Here is a 14872-nt window from a genome sequence, read left to right as displayed (position 1 = left end):
CATTCGGCCGCTCACCGCGCCCCTGCTTGACGGTATGACCTTGGGTAACCGCCGTGACCTGCCAAATGTTCAGTAATCACGGTTGTGGTTGCCGCTTCGTCAGCTCCTACCCTGGCGACGCGCTTGTTTTTTGTGCGTTTGGCCACTTTTTCGAAATCCTGAAATAAAAATAAAACCATTATTAATCAATTGTTTATAAATAATTTTCTCCTGGCATGGCAGTTGCTGACGGCAATCAGCAGCGACTTTACATCCGGCAGGCAAACGCCAGTCGCCATGGCCACCGCGAAAGGAGAATCCCATGAGCCTCAATCGACGCAATTTCATCGGCGCCGGCGCCCTCGCAGCCGGCGCAGGCCTGGCAATAGGCGCCAGCGGCGTGGCCAGCGCTGCCGTCAGCAGCAAGACCTTCAACTGGAAGATGACCAACGCCTATGCGCCGGGCTCGCCCTTCTACGTGCAGGGCCCGGGCAGCCCAACCGACTTCTGCAAGCGCGTCGAGGAAATGTCCGGTGGGCGCCTGAAGATTCAGCACTTCGCGGCCGGCGAGCTGATCCCGGCGCTGGAGGGCTTCGATGCAGTGGCCAGCGGCATGGTGGAAATGAACGCCGCCAACGCCTTCTTCTGGGCCGGCAAGATTCCTGCCGCGCAATTCTTTACCGCCGTGCCGTTCGGCATGAATACCCAAGGCATGAACGCCTGGCTGTACAACGGCGGCGGCCTGAAACTCTGGGAAGAGCTCTACGAACCCCATGGCCTGGTGCCGATGCCCATGGGCAACACCGGCACGCAGATGACCGGCTGGTTCCGCCAACCGCTGGAGAACGTCGACAGCCTCAAGGGCCTGAAGATGCGCATCGCAGGGTTAGCCGGCAAGGTCTACAGCGAGCTCGGCGTGGCCGTGCGCCTGCTGCCCGGTGGCGAGATCTTTCCGGCGCTGGAGCGCGGCGTGATCGACGCCGCCGAGTTCGTCGGCCCCTATCAGGATCGCCGTATGGGCCTGCACAAGGCGGCCAAGAATTACTACACCACCGGCTGGCACGAGCCGACCAACGTCACCGAGCTGATCATCAACAAGCAGGCCTGGGAGAGCCTGCCGGCCGATCTGCAGGCCATCGTGCGGGTCTGCGCCCAAGGCTGCAATGTCGATAGCTGGTCTTGGTGCGATGCGGTCAACGCCGAGGCCATGCAGGATCTGGTGAACAACCAGGGCGTGATCGCCCGGCCACTGCCGGACGACATCATCAAGCGCCTGCACGAAGTCACCCGCGACACCCTGTCGAGCATGGCGGCGAGCGATCCGGCGACCAAGAAAATCTACGAGCACTTTTTCGCCTTCCGCAAGCAGTACATATCCTGGGCCTCGGTGGGCGAGAAGGCGTTCATGGAAATCGGGATGGGCGAATCATGATGGCCATCGTCAGCCGTATCGAGGCGCTGGTGGAAGCCCTCGGCGCGTTGGCCCGCGCTTGCGTGCTGCTGCTGGTCTTGCTGGTGTCGTTCGACGTACTGATGCGCTACCTGTTCGACTTCAGCCCCGTCGCGCTGCAGGAGCTGGAGTGGTACCTGATTTCGCCCATCGCCCTGCTCGGTATCGCCTACACGCTCAAGCACCGCCAGGACGTGCGGGTGGACTTTCTATACGAGAAATTCGGGGTGAAAGCCAAGGCCGCGGTCGACCTGCTCAGCGGCATCGCCACCGCGGCCATCGGTTTCTATATCGCCCACCTGGCGTACAAATACACCCTGCAGTCCTACAACATGGGCGAGGGCTCACCCGACCCGGGCGGGCTGCCGTACCGTTTTCTGATCAAGGCCTTCCTGCCCTTGGGTTTCGCTCTGTTCGGCCTGCAGGGTTTGGCCGACAGCCTGCGCGCCCTGTGCACCCTGCTGCTGCCGACTCGCCTGCAGGAGGCTCGCGTATGACGCCCAACGAGTGGCTGGCCATTGCCATGGTCATCGGTTTCTTCGCCATGATGATGGTCGGCGTGCCGGTGGCCATTTCCCTGGCCGTATCCGGCTTCGTCGCCGGCATGGTCGGCTTCGGCCCGATGCTGTTCGCCCTGCTGCCGGCGCGCATGTTCGGGGTGGTCAGCAATTACACTCTGCTGGCGATACCGCTGTTCACCTTCATGGGGGTGATGCTGGAAAAATCCCGGGTCGCCGAAGACATGCTCGACACCATCGGCCGCGCCATGGGCGGCCTGAACGGCGGCATGGGCCTGGCGATCATCCTGGTCGGCGTGCTGCTCGGCGCGTCCACCGGCATCGTCGGCGCCACCGTGGTGACCATCGGCCTGCTGACCCTGCCGACGCTGCTGCGCCGAGGCTACAACAAGACCGTAGCCTGCGGCACCATCTGCGCTTCGGGCACCCTGGGCCAGGTGATCCCGCCGAGCCTGGTGCTGATCCTGCTGGCCGATATCCTCGGCCAGTCGGTGGGCTCGATCTTCGCTGCCGCCTTTATCCCCAGCCTGGTGCTGGCGCTGATCTACGTCGCCTACATGCTGCTGCTCGGCTGGCTGCGCCCGCACTGGGTGCCGGCGATTCCGGCCAAGGAGCGCGCCCTGACCAGCCGCAAGCAACTGCTCAAGGACATGGCGCGCAGCGTGCTGCCGCCGATGCTGCTGGTGATGGCGGTGCTCGGCTCGATCATAGGCGGTGTGGCCGCACCCACCGAGGCGGCCTCCATGGGCGCTCTGGGCGCACTGATCATCGCGGCCTGCGCACGGCGCCTGGATTGGCCAACGCTCAAGGCCACCTTGCACAGCACCCTGACCATCAGCGCGATGATCTTTCTGATCCTGCTCTGCTCGCAGCCCTTTTCCCTGGCCTTTCGCGGCCTGGGCGGCGAGGCGCTGGTGCACGAGATGTTCAACCTGCTGCCCGGCGGCGAACTGGGGGCGATCCTGTTTCTGATGGCCGTGCTGTTCGTGCTCGGCTTCTTTCTGGAATGGATCGAGATCTCCTACATCGCCCTGCCGATGTTCCTGCCGGTGTTCGTCGCCTACGACACCAACCTGGTGTGGCTGGGCATCCTGGTGGCGCTGAACCTGCAGATGTCGTTTCTCACCCCGCCGTTCGGCTGGGCGCTGTTCTTCCTCAAGGGCGTGGCGCCACCAGGCGTCACCACCCGCGACATCTACGTCGGCGCCCTGCCCTACGTGGCGCTGCAAGCACTTGCCGTGGCCGTGGTGTTCAGCTTCCCGCAACTGGCCACCTGGCTGCCCACCGCCATTGGCTGGTGATGGCGTAATTGCGCCGGGCCGGCGATGATCGGCTCGGCCAACCAACAAGAAAGGATCCCGCATGCTCAAGACCACCCATGCCACCGGCGGCCTGTTCGTGGCGCCGCACCACCTGGCCGCTCAGGCCGGACGCGATGCGCTCAAGGCCGGCGGCAACGCCGTGGAAGCAATGGTCGCGGCAGCGGCCACCATCGCCGTGGTTTACCCGCACATGAATGCCATCGGCGGTGACGGTTTCTGGCTGATCCACGAACCGGGCAAGCGCCCCATCGCCATCGATGCCTGTGGCAGCAGCGCGGCCCTGGCTGATCGCGACTTCTACGCCGGCCACACGCAGATTCCCAGCCGCGGCCCGCTCGCCGCACTGACCGTGGCCGGCACGGTTGGCGGCTGGGCCGAGGCCCTGAACCAGACCAGCCATTGGCAGCCAACGCTGGCGCTGCCCGAGCTGCTCGCCGATGCCATCGGCCACGCCCGCCGCGGTATCGTGGTCAGCCGCAGCCAGGCGCAGCTGACCCGCGCCAAGCTGGCCGAGCTGGAGGGCGTACCGGGCTTCGCCGAGGTCTACCTGCGTGACGGCCAGCCGCCACACGAAGGCGACCTGCTGCGCCAGCCGGCCCTGGCCGATACCCTTCAGCGCCTGGCCGACGCCGGCCTGGATGATTTCTACCGCGGCGAGTTGGCCACGCGCATGGCCGCCGATCTCGAACGCCTGGGCAGCCCGCTGCGCCTGGCCGACCTGCAGGGCTACCAGGCCCGCGCGGTCGAGCCGCTGAGCGTGCGGCTGAACGATGCCACGCTGTACAACATGCCGCCGCCAACCCAGGGCCTGGCTTCGCTGCTGATCCTTGGCATCTTCGAGAAACTCGGCGTCGAGCAGGCCGAAGGCTTCGCCCATGTGCACGGGCTGGTCGAGTCGACCAAGCAGGCCTTTCTGATCCGCGACCGCGTGGTAACCGACCCGCGACGCGTGCCGGAAGATCCGCAAGCCTTGCTGGCTGATGCCAACCTGCAGCGCCTGGCCGACAGGATCGATGCGCAACAGGCGCTGACCTGGCCACAGCCGGCGCAGCCGGGCGACACCATCTGGATGGGTTGCATCGACGACCAGGGACGCGCCGTCAGCTTTATCCAGAGCGTGTACTGGGAGTTCGGCTCCGGCGTGGTGCTGCCATCAACGGGCGTAGCCTGGCAGAACCGCGGCATCAGTTTCTCCCTCGACCCGAGCGCCCTGCAGGCCCTGGAGCCGGGGCGCAAGCCGTTCCACACGCTCAACCCGGCTCTGGCGTTGTTCGACGACGGCCGCACCCTGAGCTACGGCACCATGGGCGGCGAGGGCCAACCGCAGACTCAGGCGGCGATTCTCAGCCGCTACCGCCTGGGCAGCGACCTGCAGGCGGCGGTCAGCGCGCCACGCTGGCTACTGGGCCGCACCTGGGGCGATGTCAGCACCAGTCTGAAACTGGAAAGCCGCTTCCCCGCCGAACTGCTCGAGAAGTTGCGCCAGGCCGGGCATATCGTCGAACCACTGGACGAGGCTTTCAGTGACACCATGGGTCACGCCGGCGCCCTGCTGCGCCATCCCAACGGCGTGCTGGAAGGCGCCGCCGACCCGCGCAGCGACGGCAGCGTCTGCGGATTGTAGAAACCGCTTGGCAGAACGAAAACGCCCCGCACAAGCGGGGCGTTTTCGTTGCCGGCCGAGCGCTCAGTCCTCGCTCTTCCAGTTCTTGCGGCTCATGTAGTCGCGGGTTTCCTTGACCACGATACCGGAGAGCAGCAGCAGGCCGATCAGGTTGGGCAGCGCCATCAGGCCATTGGCGATGTCGGAGAAGGTCCACACCACTTCAAGCGACGTCACCGCGCCGACGAACACCATCACCGAAAAGATCAGCCGGTACGGCATCACCGCCACACGGCCCACCAGGCGCTCCATGCAACGCTCGCCGTAATACGACCAGCCAAGGATGGTGGTGAAGGCATAGACCATCACGCTGATGGCCACGGTGTACAGGCCCCAGCCGCCGCCCATGCCCTGCTCCAACGCCCAAGCGGTCATCGGCGCGCCCTTGAGACCTTCCTGCATCCAGGCGCCGGTGACGATGATCGCCAGGGCCGTGAAGGTCACCACCACCAGGGTGTCGAGGAAGGTCTGGGTCATCGAGACCATGGCCTGGCGCACCGGCTTATCGGTCTTCGCCGCTGCCGCCGCGATGGCGCCAGTACCCAGGCCCGATTCGTTGGAGAAGATGCCGCGTGCCACGCCCATCTGCACCGCGAGAATCACGCTGGAGCCGAGGAAGCCGCCAGCCGCCGCCGAGCCGCTGAAGGCATCGGTGAAGATCAGCGCGATGGCGCCCGGTAAGCGGTCGGCGAAGGCCACGAGCACAGCGATGATGCAGGCGATGTACAGCACGATCATCAGCGGCACCACGGCCGCGGCGAAGCGGCCGATGCTCTTGATGCCGCCGATGATCACCACAGCGGTGACCAGCGCCAGGCACAGGCCGCTGACCACCGGCGATACGCCCCAGGTGTCGTACAGCTGATGGGCCGCGGTGTTGGACTGCACCATGTTGCCGATGCCGAACGAGGCCAGCACACCGAAGATCGCGAAGGCGATGCCCAGGCTCTTGCCGAACCAGCCGCCAACACCGTTGGTGAGGTAGTACATCGGGCCACCGCTCTGCTCGCCCTTGGCATCGGTCACCCGGTATTTGACGCCCAAAAGCGCCTCGGAATACTTGGTCGCCATGCCCAGCAGGCCGGTCATCCACATCCAGAAAAGCGCGCCCGGGCCACCGATGCCGATGGCCGTCGCCACGCCAGCGATATTACCCACCCCGACGGTCGCCGCCAGCGCCGTGGCCAGCGCCTGATAGTGGGACACGTCACCCGGCACGTCGCCCTTTTCCGAACGTTTGACGAAGGCCAGCCAGAAGGCATGACCGAGCACGCGAAATTGCAGGCCCCGCAGGCGAATGGTCAGGTACAGGCCGGTGAGCAGCAGCAGCGGAATGAGTAGGAACGGGCCCCACACGAAGCTGTTGATGCTCGACAGTAGAGCGAGGAATGAATCCATCGGGTAGTTATCCTTTTTGTTATGTCCATTACGGCTTGTGGCCGCCGGGATCGGCTTGGTGCGGTGGCACCGAGGTATCCGCCGAGCGCAATCGTCATAGACACGATTTCTGGAAAACGGCTGGCGGATCAATCAATTGCAAAGCCGGGCGATTGTTGCCAGGGCGCCAAGGCTATAACAACTTGCCCCCACGAGGCGCCAAAAAAACAGGCGAATTCGCTAAGTGGCGTCAATGAAACAGGTATTCGCCATGATCAAAGGCAGTCTGATGGTTATCAGGGCCTCATACTCGGAACACATTTGAGTGGCGATTGCCGCCACTGCGCCCAGGCGTTTTCCCAACCTGAGTGATGATTGACTCCGGCGAGGCTGACAATTTCCACACACGGCGCCGTCCCAAGCCCATTGAGGTAATGGTCTGCGACAGCGGCGGGCACTATCTCGTCAACGGCGCCAGTAAGGTGGCGCTGCGGAATCAGCACCAGGCGCTGTCGATGATCCAGTGGGTCGAGGGAGCCATCGAGTGAGCTCAGGTGCTGAAGCTGCACCCAGTACCGGGGGCTCAGGTTACCGGCCAGAGTTTGCACACTGGCCACATCATCACGCCGGGCGGCCAGCAGTAAGGCTAACGCGGCACCCCCGGAATAGCCCACCAGCTCGAAATCGCGGTTGCCGTAGCGAGCCTTGATCAGATCGAGCGCCCCGTCGAGGCTGCCCAGCACTTCACTGCCGAAGCGCCGACTTGTCCACAGGCTCGTGGTGCACCCAGGCGCGGTGACGAACTGGCAGGGCCGCGCCAGGTACAGGCTGGGCGTCGGATCGCTGAATGCCAGGCGCGCCACCAGCAGATCGCTCGGCGAGGGGTCGAGGCTGGGCTGCGACGGCGTCGCCCAGGCCTGGCCATCGCCTTCCAGATAAACGCGCAGACGTGCCGCCGCCGGCGCCTGGACTGGTGCACCGAGCAGCAACGGAAAGGGTTTGCTGTCGAGCGTTTGTAAGCGATGGTGCTGACCGGCCAGCTCGCCAAGACGCTCTTGCGGCGACTGGCAACCGCCCAAGGCAAAGACCAGCAGCGCGCCAAGAAGCAGCGCTGCCGGCCTTGCAGGGCGAGCTGTCAGCATCCGGTCAGCTTCGCCTCGCGGCGTTCGCCCGGGAAGAAGAACGGCCGCAGGCGCACGCCCACGCCGTTACCGACGAACGCCGCGACCAACCACAGCCAGCCGTGCAGGCTGCCGGACGCAATGCCGCTGAAGTAGGCGCCGATGTTGCAACCGTAAGCCAGGCGCGAGCCATAGCCGAGCAACAGGCCACCCAGCACCGCGGCCACCAGCGAGCGCAGCGGGATGTTCAGGTTCGGCGCGAAGCGCCCGGCCAGGCCGGCGGCCAGCAGCGCGCCGATCATGATGCCGATGTCCATCACCGTGGTGATGTCTTCCCACAGCGGCGCAGCCAGCGCCTGGGCGTTGGCCGGCTGCTGCCAGAACGCCCAGCTGGAAACGTCGACACCGGTACCCTGCAGTACCTTGGCGCCCCACAGCGCGAACGCCGAGGTGATACCCCAGGGGCGACCGGCCAACGCCAGGGTGGCGAAGTTGAGCAGCGCCAGCAGCACCGCGCCCCAGATCAGCGGCCAGGGGCCTCGCAGGAAACGCTGCCAGCCCTGATGCTCGCTAGGCGCCGCACGTTCCAGGCTGCCGTGACGACGCAGCTCCAGACGCGCGCTCAGCGCGGCGATGGCGGCGAACAGCGCCAGGCTGACGACCAGCGCCGGCACCAGGCCCAGGCGGGTGACGATGGAGGTCGGCGGCAGGCTCGGCAGCGCTGACCACCACTCCAGGTGATGGGTAGCGACCACGCCGCCGATGATGAAGAACAGCAGAGTCACCAGCATCCGCGCGTTGCCGCCGCCCACGGTGAACAGCGTGCCGGATGCGCAACCGCCGCCCAGCTGCATGCCGATGCCGAAGATGAAGGCGCCGACGATCACCGAGGTGCCCGCTGGCGCCACCAGCCCCTTGACCGGCGTACCGAACAAGGTGCCTGCCGACAGCGCCGGGAAGAACAGCAGCACGGCGATGGCCAGCATCACCATCTGTGCACGCAGGCCGGCGCCACGGCGCTCGTTGAGCAGCACGCGCCAGGCAGACGTGAAGCCGAACGCCGCGTGATAGAGCACCAGGCCCAGCGCACCACCGACGATGAACAACAACGCCTGACGCCCGCTGACCGCGAAGGTGAGCGCCAGCGCGCCGGCCAGCAGCAGCGCCATGGCCACAAGCGGCGTACCCGGACGATTGGCCGGCGCCGCAGCAGGGATGGAGAGATTCATATAGACCTTCGAATAACCAATTGAAACGGTCGGCTATTCTAGCCCGTCCCGCCGGCGCTGGTGAGAGGATGCTTAGAACGAATCCTGAAAAGGTTATGCCCACAAGCGGCAGTGGTCAGAACACGCCGTCACGGGCGATCGGCGGCGTGAACAGGCCGGTCGGATCACGCCGTACCGAACCCTCCTCGATCTCTGCCGCCTCGACCACTTCGACCTGCTCGCCGTTCAGCGCCTGGCGAACCTGCTGCTGGGTCAGCACGCTGGAAAGGATCGCCTTGCCAGAGTCGGTGAAGTCGTAAACGCTCGATGAGCCCTGCAGTGGTACCGAGGCCAAGCGCTGGCCCTGGCTGTCGAGCACATCGGCGGTCAGCGCGTGGGTCAGCACCACGCCCATGAAGCTCTCGCTTTTCCACTCGCGCACGCGAATCGACAGCAGCATGGCATCGGCAGAAGAGGCCTGGCGTGCATTGCCATCGACGGCGCGGGCATTGACACCCTTGCGCTGGAAACCGCCGAGTAGCGACTTCTGCAGCTCCTGAGCCAGCGGCTCGCCGGAGCGAGTATTGACGTCATAGGGGGATGTAATAGCTGCCACGGATCAGACCGACGAAGTGGCCCTTCTTGTTGCCCGACACCACATAAGGGCACTCGTCGATCACCTGCACCTCGACGGCCTTGGCGAAGGCTTGCGGCACCACCGGGTAGGCCTGGGAATAGTCGATTTTGCGGCCGTTGGAGCAGGCGGCCAGGCTGAACAGGAGGCAAAGAAGAACGCAGCGACGCAGCATGGAATGTCCCTATAAGCGAGGTTGGCCGGCACGTTGAAAATGCCGGCAGGCAGATAGCCAACCGCTATCCGTAACGGTTCCCGCGGCAACACCCGCGAGGCCGGGCATGGTGCAAAAGCCTCGGAGCCATTGCAAGCGTCGGCGGCTGAGCGGAGTGCCTGGGGCTTTGTGGGCGTCTGTGGGAGGGCGCCATGCGCCCGAAAGATTTGTGGGCATGGCCCACTCCCGAGGCTCTGCCCCTAACCGCTCCCAAAAGATCAGGGCCGACAGACAAAAAAAGGGGCCTCACGGCCCCCAGAGGTTAATCGGTGACGATCAGGCTTCTACTTCGATCAGCACTTCGCCCGGGTTGACGCGGTCGCCCTTGGCCACGTGCACGGCTTTGACGGTGCCGGCGATCGGCGCCTGCACTTCGGTTTCCATCTTCATGGCTTCGGTGATCAGCACGGCCTGGCCAGCCTTGACGGTGTCGCCTTCCTTGACCAGCACGTCGACGATGTTGCCCGGCATGCTGGTGCTCACATCGCCCGGTGCGCTGGCGCTGCGGCGTTTGCTGCCGGTGCCGCCGGCGACGTAGTCGTTGAGCGCCTCGAACACCACTTCCTCGGGCATGCCGTCGATGGAGAGGTAGAAATGGCGTTTGCCCTCACCCTTCACGCCAACGCCGGTGATGTCCACGCGGTAGCTTTCGCCGTGCACGTCGATGATGAATTCGGTCGGCACGCCTGCACCGCCGGCTGCCGCCACGCCGCTGCCATCGGGAATAGGCAGCAGGGCTTCGGGTTGCAGGGTGCCGGCCTCGCGCTCTTCGAGGAATTTGCGGCCGATGTCCGGGAACATGGCGAAGGTCAGCACGTCTTCCTCGCTCTTGGCCAGCTCGCCGATCTGCCCGCGCAGCTTGTCCATTTCCGGCTTGAGCAGGTCGGCCGGGCGCACGTCGATCACCTCTTCATTGCCGATGGCCTGCTTGCGCAGCTGCTCGTTGACCTTGCCCGGCGCCTGGCCGTAACCGCCCTGCAGGTAGAGCTTCACTTCGTTGGTGATGGTCTTGTAGCGCTCGCCGGCCAGTACGTTGAAGAACGCCTGGGTACCGACGATCTGCGAGGTCGGCGTGACCAGCGGCGGGAAACCGAGGTCTTCGCGCACCCGCGGAATCTCCGCCAGCACTTCGTTCATGCGGTTCAGCGCGCCCTGCTCCTTGAGCTGGTTGGCGAGGTTGGAAATCATCCCGCCCGGCACCTGGTTGACCTGCACGCGGGTGTCCACGGCGGTGAATTCGCTTTCGAACTGGTGGTACTTCTTGCGCACGGCGTGGAAGTACATACCGATTTCCTGGATCAGCGACAGATCCAGGCCGGTGTCGTATTCGCTGCCCTTGAGTGCGGCGACCATCGACTCGGTGCCGGGGTGGCTGGTGCCCCAGGCGAAGCTGGAGATAGCCGTGTCGATATGGTCGGCGCCGGCCTCGACGGCCTTGAGCTGGCACATCGCGCCCAACCCAGCCGTGTCATGGCTGTGGATAAATACCGGCAAGTCGATCTCGGCTTTCAGTGCCTTGACCAGCTCGAACGTGGCGTACGGCGTGAGCAGGCCGGCCATGTCCTTGATGGCGATGGAGTCGATGCCCATGGCCTGCATGGCCTTACCCTGGGCGACGAAGGCTTTGACGGTGTGCACCGGGCTGGTGGTGTAGGCGATGGTGCCCTGGGCGTGCTTGCCGCTGGCCTTCACCGCCTCGATGGCCACCTGCAGGTTACGCACGTCGTTCATGGCGTCGAAGATGCGGAACACGTCGATGCCGCTTTCCGCCGCCTTGGCGACGAAGGCACGCACCACGTCGTCGCTGTAGTGACGGTAGCCGAGCAGGTTCTGGCCACGCAGGAGCATCTGCAGGCGGGTGTTGGGCAGCGCTGCGCGCAGTTGGCGCAGGCGCTCCCACGGGTCTTCCTTGAGGAAGCGCACGCAGGCGTCGAAGGTCGCGCCGCCCCAGACTTCCAGCGACCAGTAGCCGACCTTGTCGAGCTTGTCGCAGATCGGCAGCATGTCCTCGGTGCGCATGCGGGTGGCCAGCAGGGACTGGTGAGCGTCGCGCAGGATGGTGTCGGTAACCGTGATCTTTCTTGTCATGGTGCGTTCCTCACAGGCCGGCATGGGCGGCAATGGCGGCGGCGATGGCCAGGGCCAGTTCGCCCGGCTTGCGTTTGATCGAGTAGTTCAAGAGCTCGGGGTGGTTGTCGACGAAGCTGGTGTTGAAGCGCCCACTGCGGAATTCGTCGTTGGCGAGAATCTGCTGGTAGTAGGTGGCGGTGGTCTTCACGCCCTGCACGCGCATGTCGTCCAGCGCCCGGGAGCCGCGGGCCAGGGCTTCTTCCCAGGTCAGCGCCCAGACGATCAGCTTCAGACACATGGAGTCGTAGTACGGCGGAATGGTGTAGCCGGTGTAGATCGCCGTGTCGGTGCGCACACCCGGGCCGCCGGGGGCGTAGTAACGGGTGATCTTGCCGAACGAGGGCAGGAAATTGTTGCGCGGATCCTCGGCGTTGATGCGGAACTGCAGGGCGAAGCCGCGGTACTGGATGTCTTCCTGCTTGATCGACAGCGTCAGGCCCGAGGAGATGCGAATCTGCTCGCGGACGATGTCGATGCCGGTGATTTCCTCGGTGATGGTGTGCTCCACCTGCACCCGGGTATTCATCTCCATGAAGTACACCTCGCCCTCGGCGAGCAGGAACTCCACGGTACCGGCGTTCTCGTAGCCCACCGCCTGGGCGGCGCGCACGGCCAGGTCACCGATGTAGGCGCGCTGCTCCGGGGTGAGCTGCGGGCTCGGGGCGATCTCGATGAGTTTCTGGTTGCGGCGCTGGATCGAGCAGTCACGCTCGTACAGATGCACGGTGTTGCCAAAGCTGTCGGCGAGGATCTGCGCCTCGATGTGCTTGGGGTTGACGATGCATTTTTCCAGGAACACTTCCGCACTGCCGAAGGCCTTGGTGGCCTCGGAGATTACCCGTGGGAATGCCTGTTCCAGCTCGGAGCGCGAGTTGCAGCGGCGAATGCCGCGGCCGCCACCGCCGGAGGTGGCCTTGAGCATGACCGGGTAGCCGATGCGGTCACCTTCGCGCAGCGCCTCGGCGATATCCGCGACGTTGCCCTCGGTGCCCGGCGTCACCGGCACGCCGGCCTTGATCATGCTGCGTCGCGCTTCGGTCTTGTCGCCCATGCGGCGGATGACCTCGGCGCTCGGGCCAATGAACTTGATGCCGCGCTCGGCGCAGATTTCCGCCAGTTCGGCATTCTCGGAAAGAAAGCCGTAGCCGGGGTGCAAGGCATCACAGCCGGTTTCCACGGCCAGGTTCACCAGCTTGCGCGGGTTGAGGTAGCCGGTCAGTGGGTCGTCACCGATGCCGTAGGCCTCGTCGGCACGTTTGACGTGCAGCGCCTGACGATCGGCATCCGAATAGATGGCTACCGAACGAATGTTCATTTCGGCGCAGGCCCGCACGATGCGCACCGCAATCTCGCCACGGTTGGCGATCAGGATTTTCTTGATCACGAGCCAACATCCTCGATCACGTGAACAGGCAACCCTTGGAGGGTCGATATATGACCGAATGATTCCAGACCGGTCTTTGGTCAAACCCTACGCCGCTGTAACAATTAACCAAAATCAATATTTGTTGGGTTCTGCATAAGTAAAAACTTATGCTCTGCGAACAAGAAACCATTCGAGTGGTGAGTAAAATTCGCAAGTCATTGTTACGCATGACCTTTCGGCAGCTTCAGGTATTTCGCTCGGTGTGCGATCACCGCTCCTACAGCCGCGCTGCCGAAGAAATGGCCCTCACTCAGCCAGCCGTGAGCCTGCAGATTCGCCAGCTCGAAGAGCTGCTCGGCCAGCCTCTGTTCGACTACGTGGGCAAGAAGCTCTACCTGACCGAGGCCGCCGAAGCGCTGCAGCGGGCCAGTGAGGATATCTTCGGGCGTCTGGAGAGCCTCGACATGCAGCTCGCCGACCTCAAGGGCTCGCTGCAGGGGCAATTGAGCCTGGCCATCGAATCCAGCGCCAAGTATTTCGTTCCCCACCTATTCGCCGCTTTTCGCCGCGAACACCCGGAAGTCAGCCTGCAGCTCACGGTGGTCAACCACACCCAGGCGGTGCGGCGACTAAGCGCCAATCGCGACGACCTGTTGATCATGTCCCAGGTGCCATCGGACATGGCCCTGGAATTTCTGCCCTTTCTCAACAACCCGATCATCGCCGTGGCGCCGGCGGACCATCCACTGAATCAGGCCGAAACGTTGCAGTTGCAGGACCTGTGCGACTGGCCGCTGCTGGTACGCGAGCCGGGATCAGGTACGCGCCGCGCCTGCGAGGAGTACTGCCACCAGAAGCGCGCCCACTTCGCGCAGATCCAGGAGGTCGGCTCCATGGAGGGTCAGCGTGAAGGCGTACTGGCCGGCCTGGGCCTGGCGCTGATTCCACGCCACGCGGTGCGTCGCGAGCTGCAGCTGGGCCTGCTGCGCGAGCTGCCAGTGGCCGAGCTGCCACTGCTGCGTAGTTGGTGCGTGCTGCATCCGCGCGGCAAGCACCTGTCGCCGGTGGCCCAGGCGTTCTTCAACTTCGTGCGTGACCGACGCAAGCAGATCGGTGCGCTGGCCGAGCAGTTCAGTGGCGCAAGCAATTCACTGTAATGGTTTCGTATATCATATCCAAAAGCCTCTTCCAGCAGGTGCACCACGTGCCATTACCCCCCCTGAATGCCCCGAACCTGGGCATTACCCCGTCTGCCTCCGAGGTGATCACCAAGCACCTGCGCGACGCCATCGTCGCCGGGCATTTTGCCGAAGACGAACCGGTGCGCCAGGACGATATCGCCAAGCTGTTCAACGTCAGCAAGATCCCCGTGCGCGAAGCGCTCAAACGCCTGGAAGCCGAGGGGCTGGTGGTGTTCCAGCGCAACAAGGGCGCGGTGGTCACGCGCATCTCCGAGCCGGACCTGGCGCAGATGTTCGAGGTGCGCATCCTGCTCGAAGACAAGGTGCTGCGCCTGGCGATTCCCAATATGAACGAAGCCACCTTTGCCCGTGCCGAGCGCATCTGCGAGGAGTTCATCGGCGAAGACGATGTCGGCCGCTGGGCCGAGCTCAACTGGGAGCTGCATGCCTGCCTGTACGAGCCGGCACAGCGGCCATTTCTGGTCAGCTTGATCCGCTCCATCCACGACAAACTGGAACGCTACCTGCGCATGCAGATGAGCCTGTCCGAGGGCAAGGATCTCGCCGATCACGAGCACCGCGAAATCCTCGCAGCCTGCCGCGCCCGCGACATCGAGCGCGCCGCCACGTTACTCGAAGAGCACATCACGGGGGTCTGCCGCAGCCTGTTCGAGCAGTTGCCTGGGCATCGCTGAATCCAAGAAAAAAG

At 64.5% G+C, this 14872-nt stretch carries 14 protein-coding genes; 6 read left to right on the top strand and 8 right to left on the bottom strand.

The window, feature by feature from the left end:
* Positions 1-99: 99 nt before the first annotated feature.
* The gene (locus PVA39_RS00945; RefSeq protein ID WP_274122411.1) at positions 100-303 is read right to left on the bottom strand and encodes a hypothetical protein; all 204 of its coding nucleotides are present in this window, start codon (positions 301-303) and stop codon (positions 100-102) included.
* Between PVA39_RS00945 and PVA39_RS00940 the strand changes: the two genes are divergently transcribed.
* The 4 genes from PVA39_RS00940 (at position 302) to PVA39_RS00925 (ending at position 4893) form a co-directional block, all read left to right on the top strand.
* Positions 302-1411 (top strand): TRAP transporter substrate-binding protein, encoded by a 1110-nt coding sequence (locus PVA39_RS00940; RefSeq protein WP_274122410.1) that lies wholly within the window; start codon positions 302-304, stop codon positions 1409-1411. The two genes, PVA39_RS00945 and PVA39_RS00940, sit on opposite strands and share 2 nt — an antisense overlap.
* Positions 1408-1926 carry a TRAP transporter small permease subunit gene (locus tag PVA39_RS00935; protein ID WP_274122409.1) on the top strand — a complete coding sequence of 173 codons (519 nt, stop codon included), beginning with the start codon at positions 1408-1410 and terminating at the stop codon, positions 1924-1926. The genes PVA39_RS00940 and PVA39_RS00935 overlap by 4 nt, the downstream gene beginning before the upstream one ends.
* Positions 1923-3248 (top strand): TRAP transporter large permease, encoded by a 1326-nt coding sequence (locus PVA39_RS00930; RefSeq protein ID WP_274122408.1) that lies wholly within the window; start codon positions 1923-1925, stop codon positions 3246-3248. The genes PVA39_RS00935 and PVA39_RS00930 overlap by 4 nt, the downstream gene beginning before the upstream one ends.
* A gap of 61 nt (positions 3249-3309) precedes the next feature.
* A complete protein-coding gene (locus PVA39_RS00925; protein ID WP_274122407.1) occupies positions 3310-4893 on the top strand; it encodes a gamma-glutamyltransferase family protein in 1584 nt (527 codons plus the stop codon).
* Positions 4894-4956: 63 nt separating this feature from the next.
* Here PVA39_RS00925 and PVA39_RS00920 read toward each other — a convergent pair whose 3' ends face one another.
* The 7 genes from PVA39_RS00920 to PVA39_RS00890 all read right to left on the bottom strand — a co-directional run bounded on the left by PVA39_RS00920 (position 4957) and on the right by PVA39_RS00890 (position 13000).
* Positions 4957-6330 (bottom strand): alanine/glycine:cation symporter family protein, encoded by a 1374-nt coding sequence (locus PVA39_RS00920; protein ID WP_274122406.1) that lies wholly within the window; start codon positions 6328-6330, stop codon positions 4957-4959.
* Between the two features lie 275 nt (positions 6331-6605).
* Complete coding sequence (locus PVA39_RS00915; protein ID WP_274122405.1) at positions 6606-7451, bottom strand: alpha/beta hydrolase; 846 nt, start codon at positions 7449-7451, stop codon at positions 6606-6608.
* A complete protein-coding gene (locus PVA39_RS00910; protein WP_274122404.1) occupies positions 7445-8659 on the bottom strand; it encodes a YeeE/YedE family protein in 1215 nt (404 codons plus the stop codon). Before PVA39_RS00910 ends, PVA39_RS00915 begins: the two co-directional genes overlap by 7 nt.
* 115 nt (positions 8660-8774) lie before the next feature.
* A complete protein-coding gene (locus PVA39_RS00905; protein WP_274122403.1) occupies positions 8775-9254 on the bottom strand; it encodes a hypothetical protein in 480 nt (159 codons plus the stop codon).
* Positions 9229-9447 carry a hypothetical protein gene (locus tag PVA39_RS00900; protein WP_274122402.1) on the bottom strand — a complete coding sequence of 73 codons (219 nt, stop codon included), beginning with the start codon at positions 9445-9447 and terminating at the stop codon, positions 9229-9231. The genes PVA39_RS00905 and PVA39_RS00900 overlap by 26 nt, the downstream gene beginning before the upstream one ends.
* Before the next feature lie 315 nt (positions 9448-9762).
* Positions 9763-11574, bottom strand: coding sequence for a sodium-extruding oxaloacetate decarboxylase subunit alpha (gene oadA / locus PVA39_RS00895; RefSeq protein WP_274122401.1), 1812 nt, complete (start codon positions 11572-11574; stop codon positions 9763-9765).
* 10 nt (positions 11575-11584) lie between these two features.
* A complete protein-coding gene (locus tag PVA39_RS00890) occupies positions 11585-13000 on the bottom strand; it encodes an acetyl-CoA carboxylase biotin carboxylase subunit (RefSeq protein WP_274122400.1) in 1416 nt (471 codons plus the stop codon).
* Between the two features lie 188 nt (positions 13001-13188).
* On the opposite strand from PVA39_RS00890, the gene PVA39_RS00885 reads away from it, so the two are divergent.
* Together PVA39_RS00885 and PVA39_RS00880 are read left to right on the top strand one after the other, a co-directional pair.
* Positions 13189-14139, top strand: a complete 951-nt coding sequence (locus PVA39_RS00885; RefSeq protein WP_274123386.1) for a LysR family transcriptional regulator — start codon at positions 13189-13191, stop codon at positions 14137-14139.
* A gap of 62 nt (positions 14140-14201) precedes the next feature.
* Positions 14202-14858: a GntR family transcriptional regulator gene (locus PVA39_RS00880; RefSeq protein WP_372239564.1), complete on the top strand. Its 657-nt coding sequence runs from the start codon at positions 14202-14204 to the stop codon at positions 14856-14858.
* Positions 14859-14872: the final 14 nt, after the last annotated feature.

It is taken from the genome of Pseudomonas sp. CNPSo 3701 (genome assembly GCF_028674975.1).
GTDB lineage: Bacteria > Pseudomonadota > Gammaproteobacteria > Pseudomonadales > Pseudomonadaceae > Aquipseudomonas > Aquipseudomonas straminea.
Note: the sequence above shows the minus strand (reverse complement) of the source record. Positions and strands in the feature narration are given on the sequence as shown.

What these genes read in the sequence shown, in the direction of transcription:
- PVA39_RS00910 (WP_274122404.1), bottom strand. Translation starts at nt 8,659, where the DNA reads ATGAATCTCTCCATCCCTGCTGCGGCGCCGGCCAATCGTCCGGGTACG.
- PVA39_RS00925 (WP_274122407.1), top strand. Translation starts at nt 3,310, where the DNA reads ATGCTCAAGACCACCCATGCCACCGGCGGCCTGTTCGTGGCGCCGCAC.
- PVA39_RS00900 (WP_274122402.1), bottom strand. Translation starts at nt 9,447, where the DNA reads ATGCTGCGTCGCTGCGTTCTTCTTTGCCTCCTGTTCAGCCTGGCCGCC.
- PVA39_RS00915 (WP_274122405.1), bottom strand. Translation starts at nt 7,451, where the DNA reads ATGCTGACAGCTCGCCCTGCAAGGCCGGCAGCGCTGCTTCTTGGCGCG.
- oadA (WP_274122401.1), bottom strand. Translation starts at nt 11,574, where the DNA reads ATGACAAGAAAGATCACGGTTACCGACACCATCCTGCGCGACGCTCAC.
- PVA39_RS00920 (WP_274122406.1), bottom strand. Translation starts at nt 6,330, where the DNA reads ATGGATTCATTCCTCGCTCTACTGTCGAGCATCAACAGCTTCGTGTGG.
- PVA39_RS00940 (WP_274122410.1), top strand. Translation starts at nt 302, where the DNA reads ATGAGCCTCAATCGACGCAATTTCATCGGCGCCGGCGCCCTCGCAGCC.
- PVA39_RS00935 (WP_274122409.1), top strand. Translation starts at nt 1,408, where the DNA reads ATGATGGCCATCGTCAGCCGTATCGAGGCGCTGGTGGAAGCCCTCGGC.
- PVA39_RS00945 (WP_274122411.1), bottom strand. Translation starts at nt 303, where the DNA reads ATGGGATTCTCCTTTCGCGGTGGCCATGGCGACTGGCGTTTGCCTGCC.
- PVA39_RS00930 (WP_274122408.1), top strand. Translation starts at nt 1,923, where the DNA reads ATGACGCCCAACGAGTGGCTGGCCATTGCCATGGTCATCGGTTTCTTC.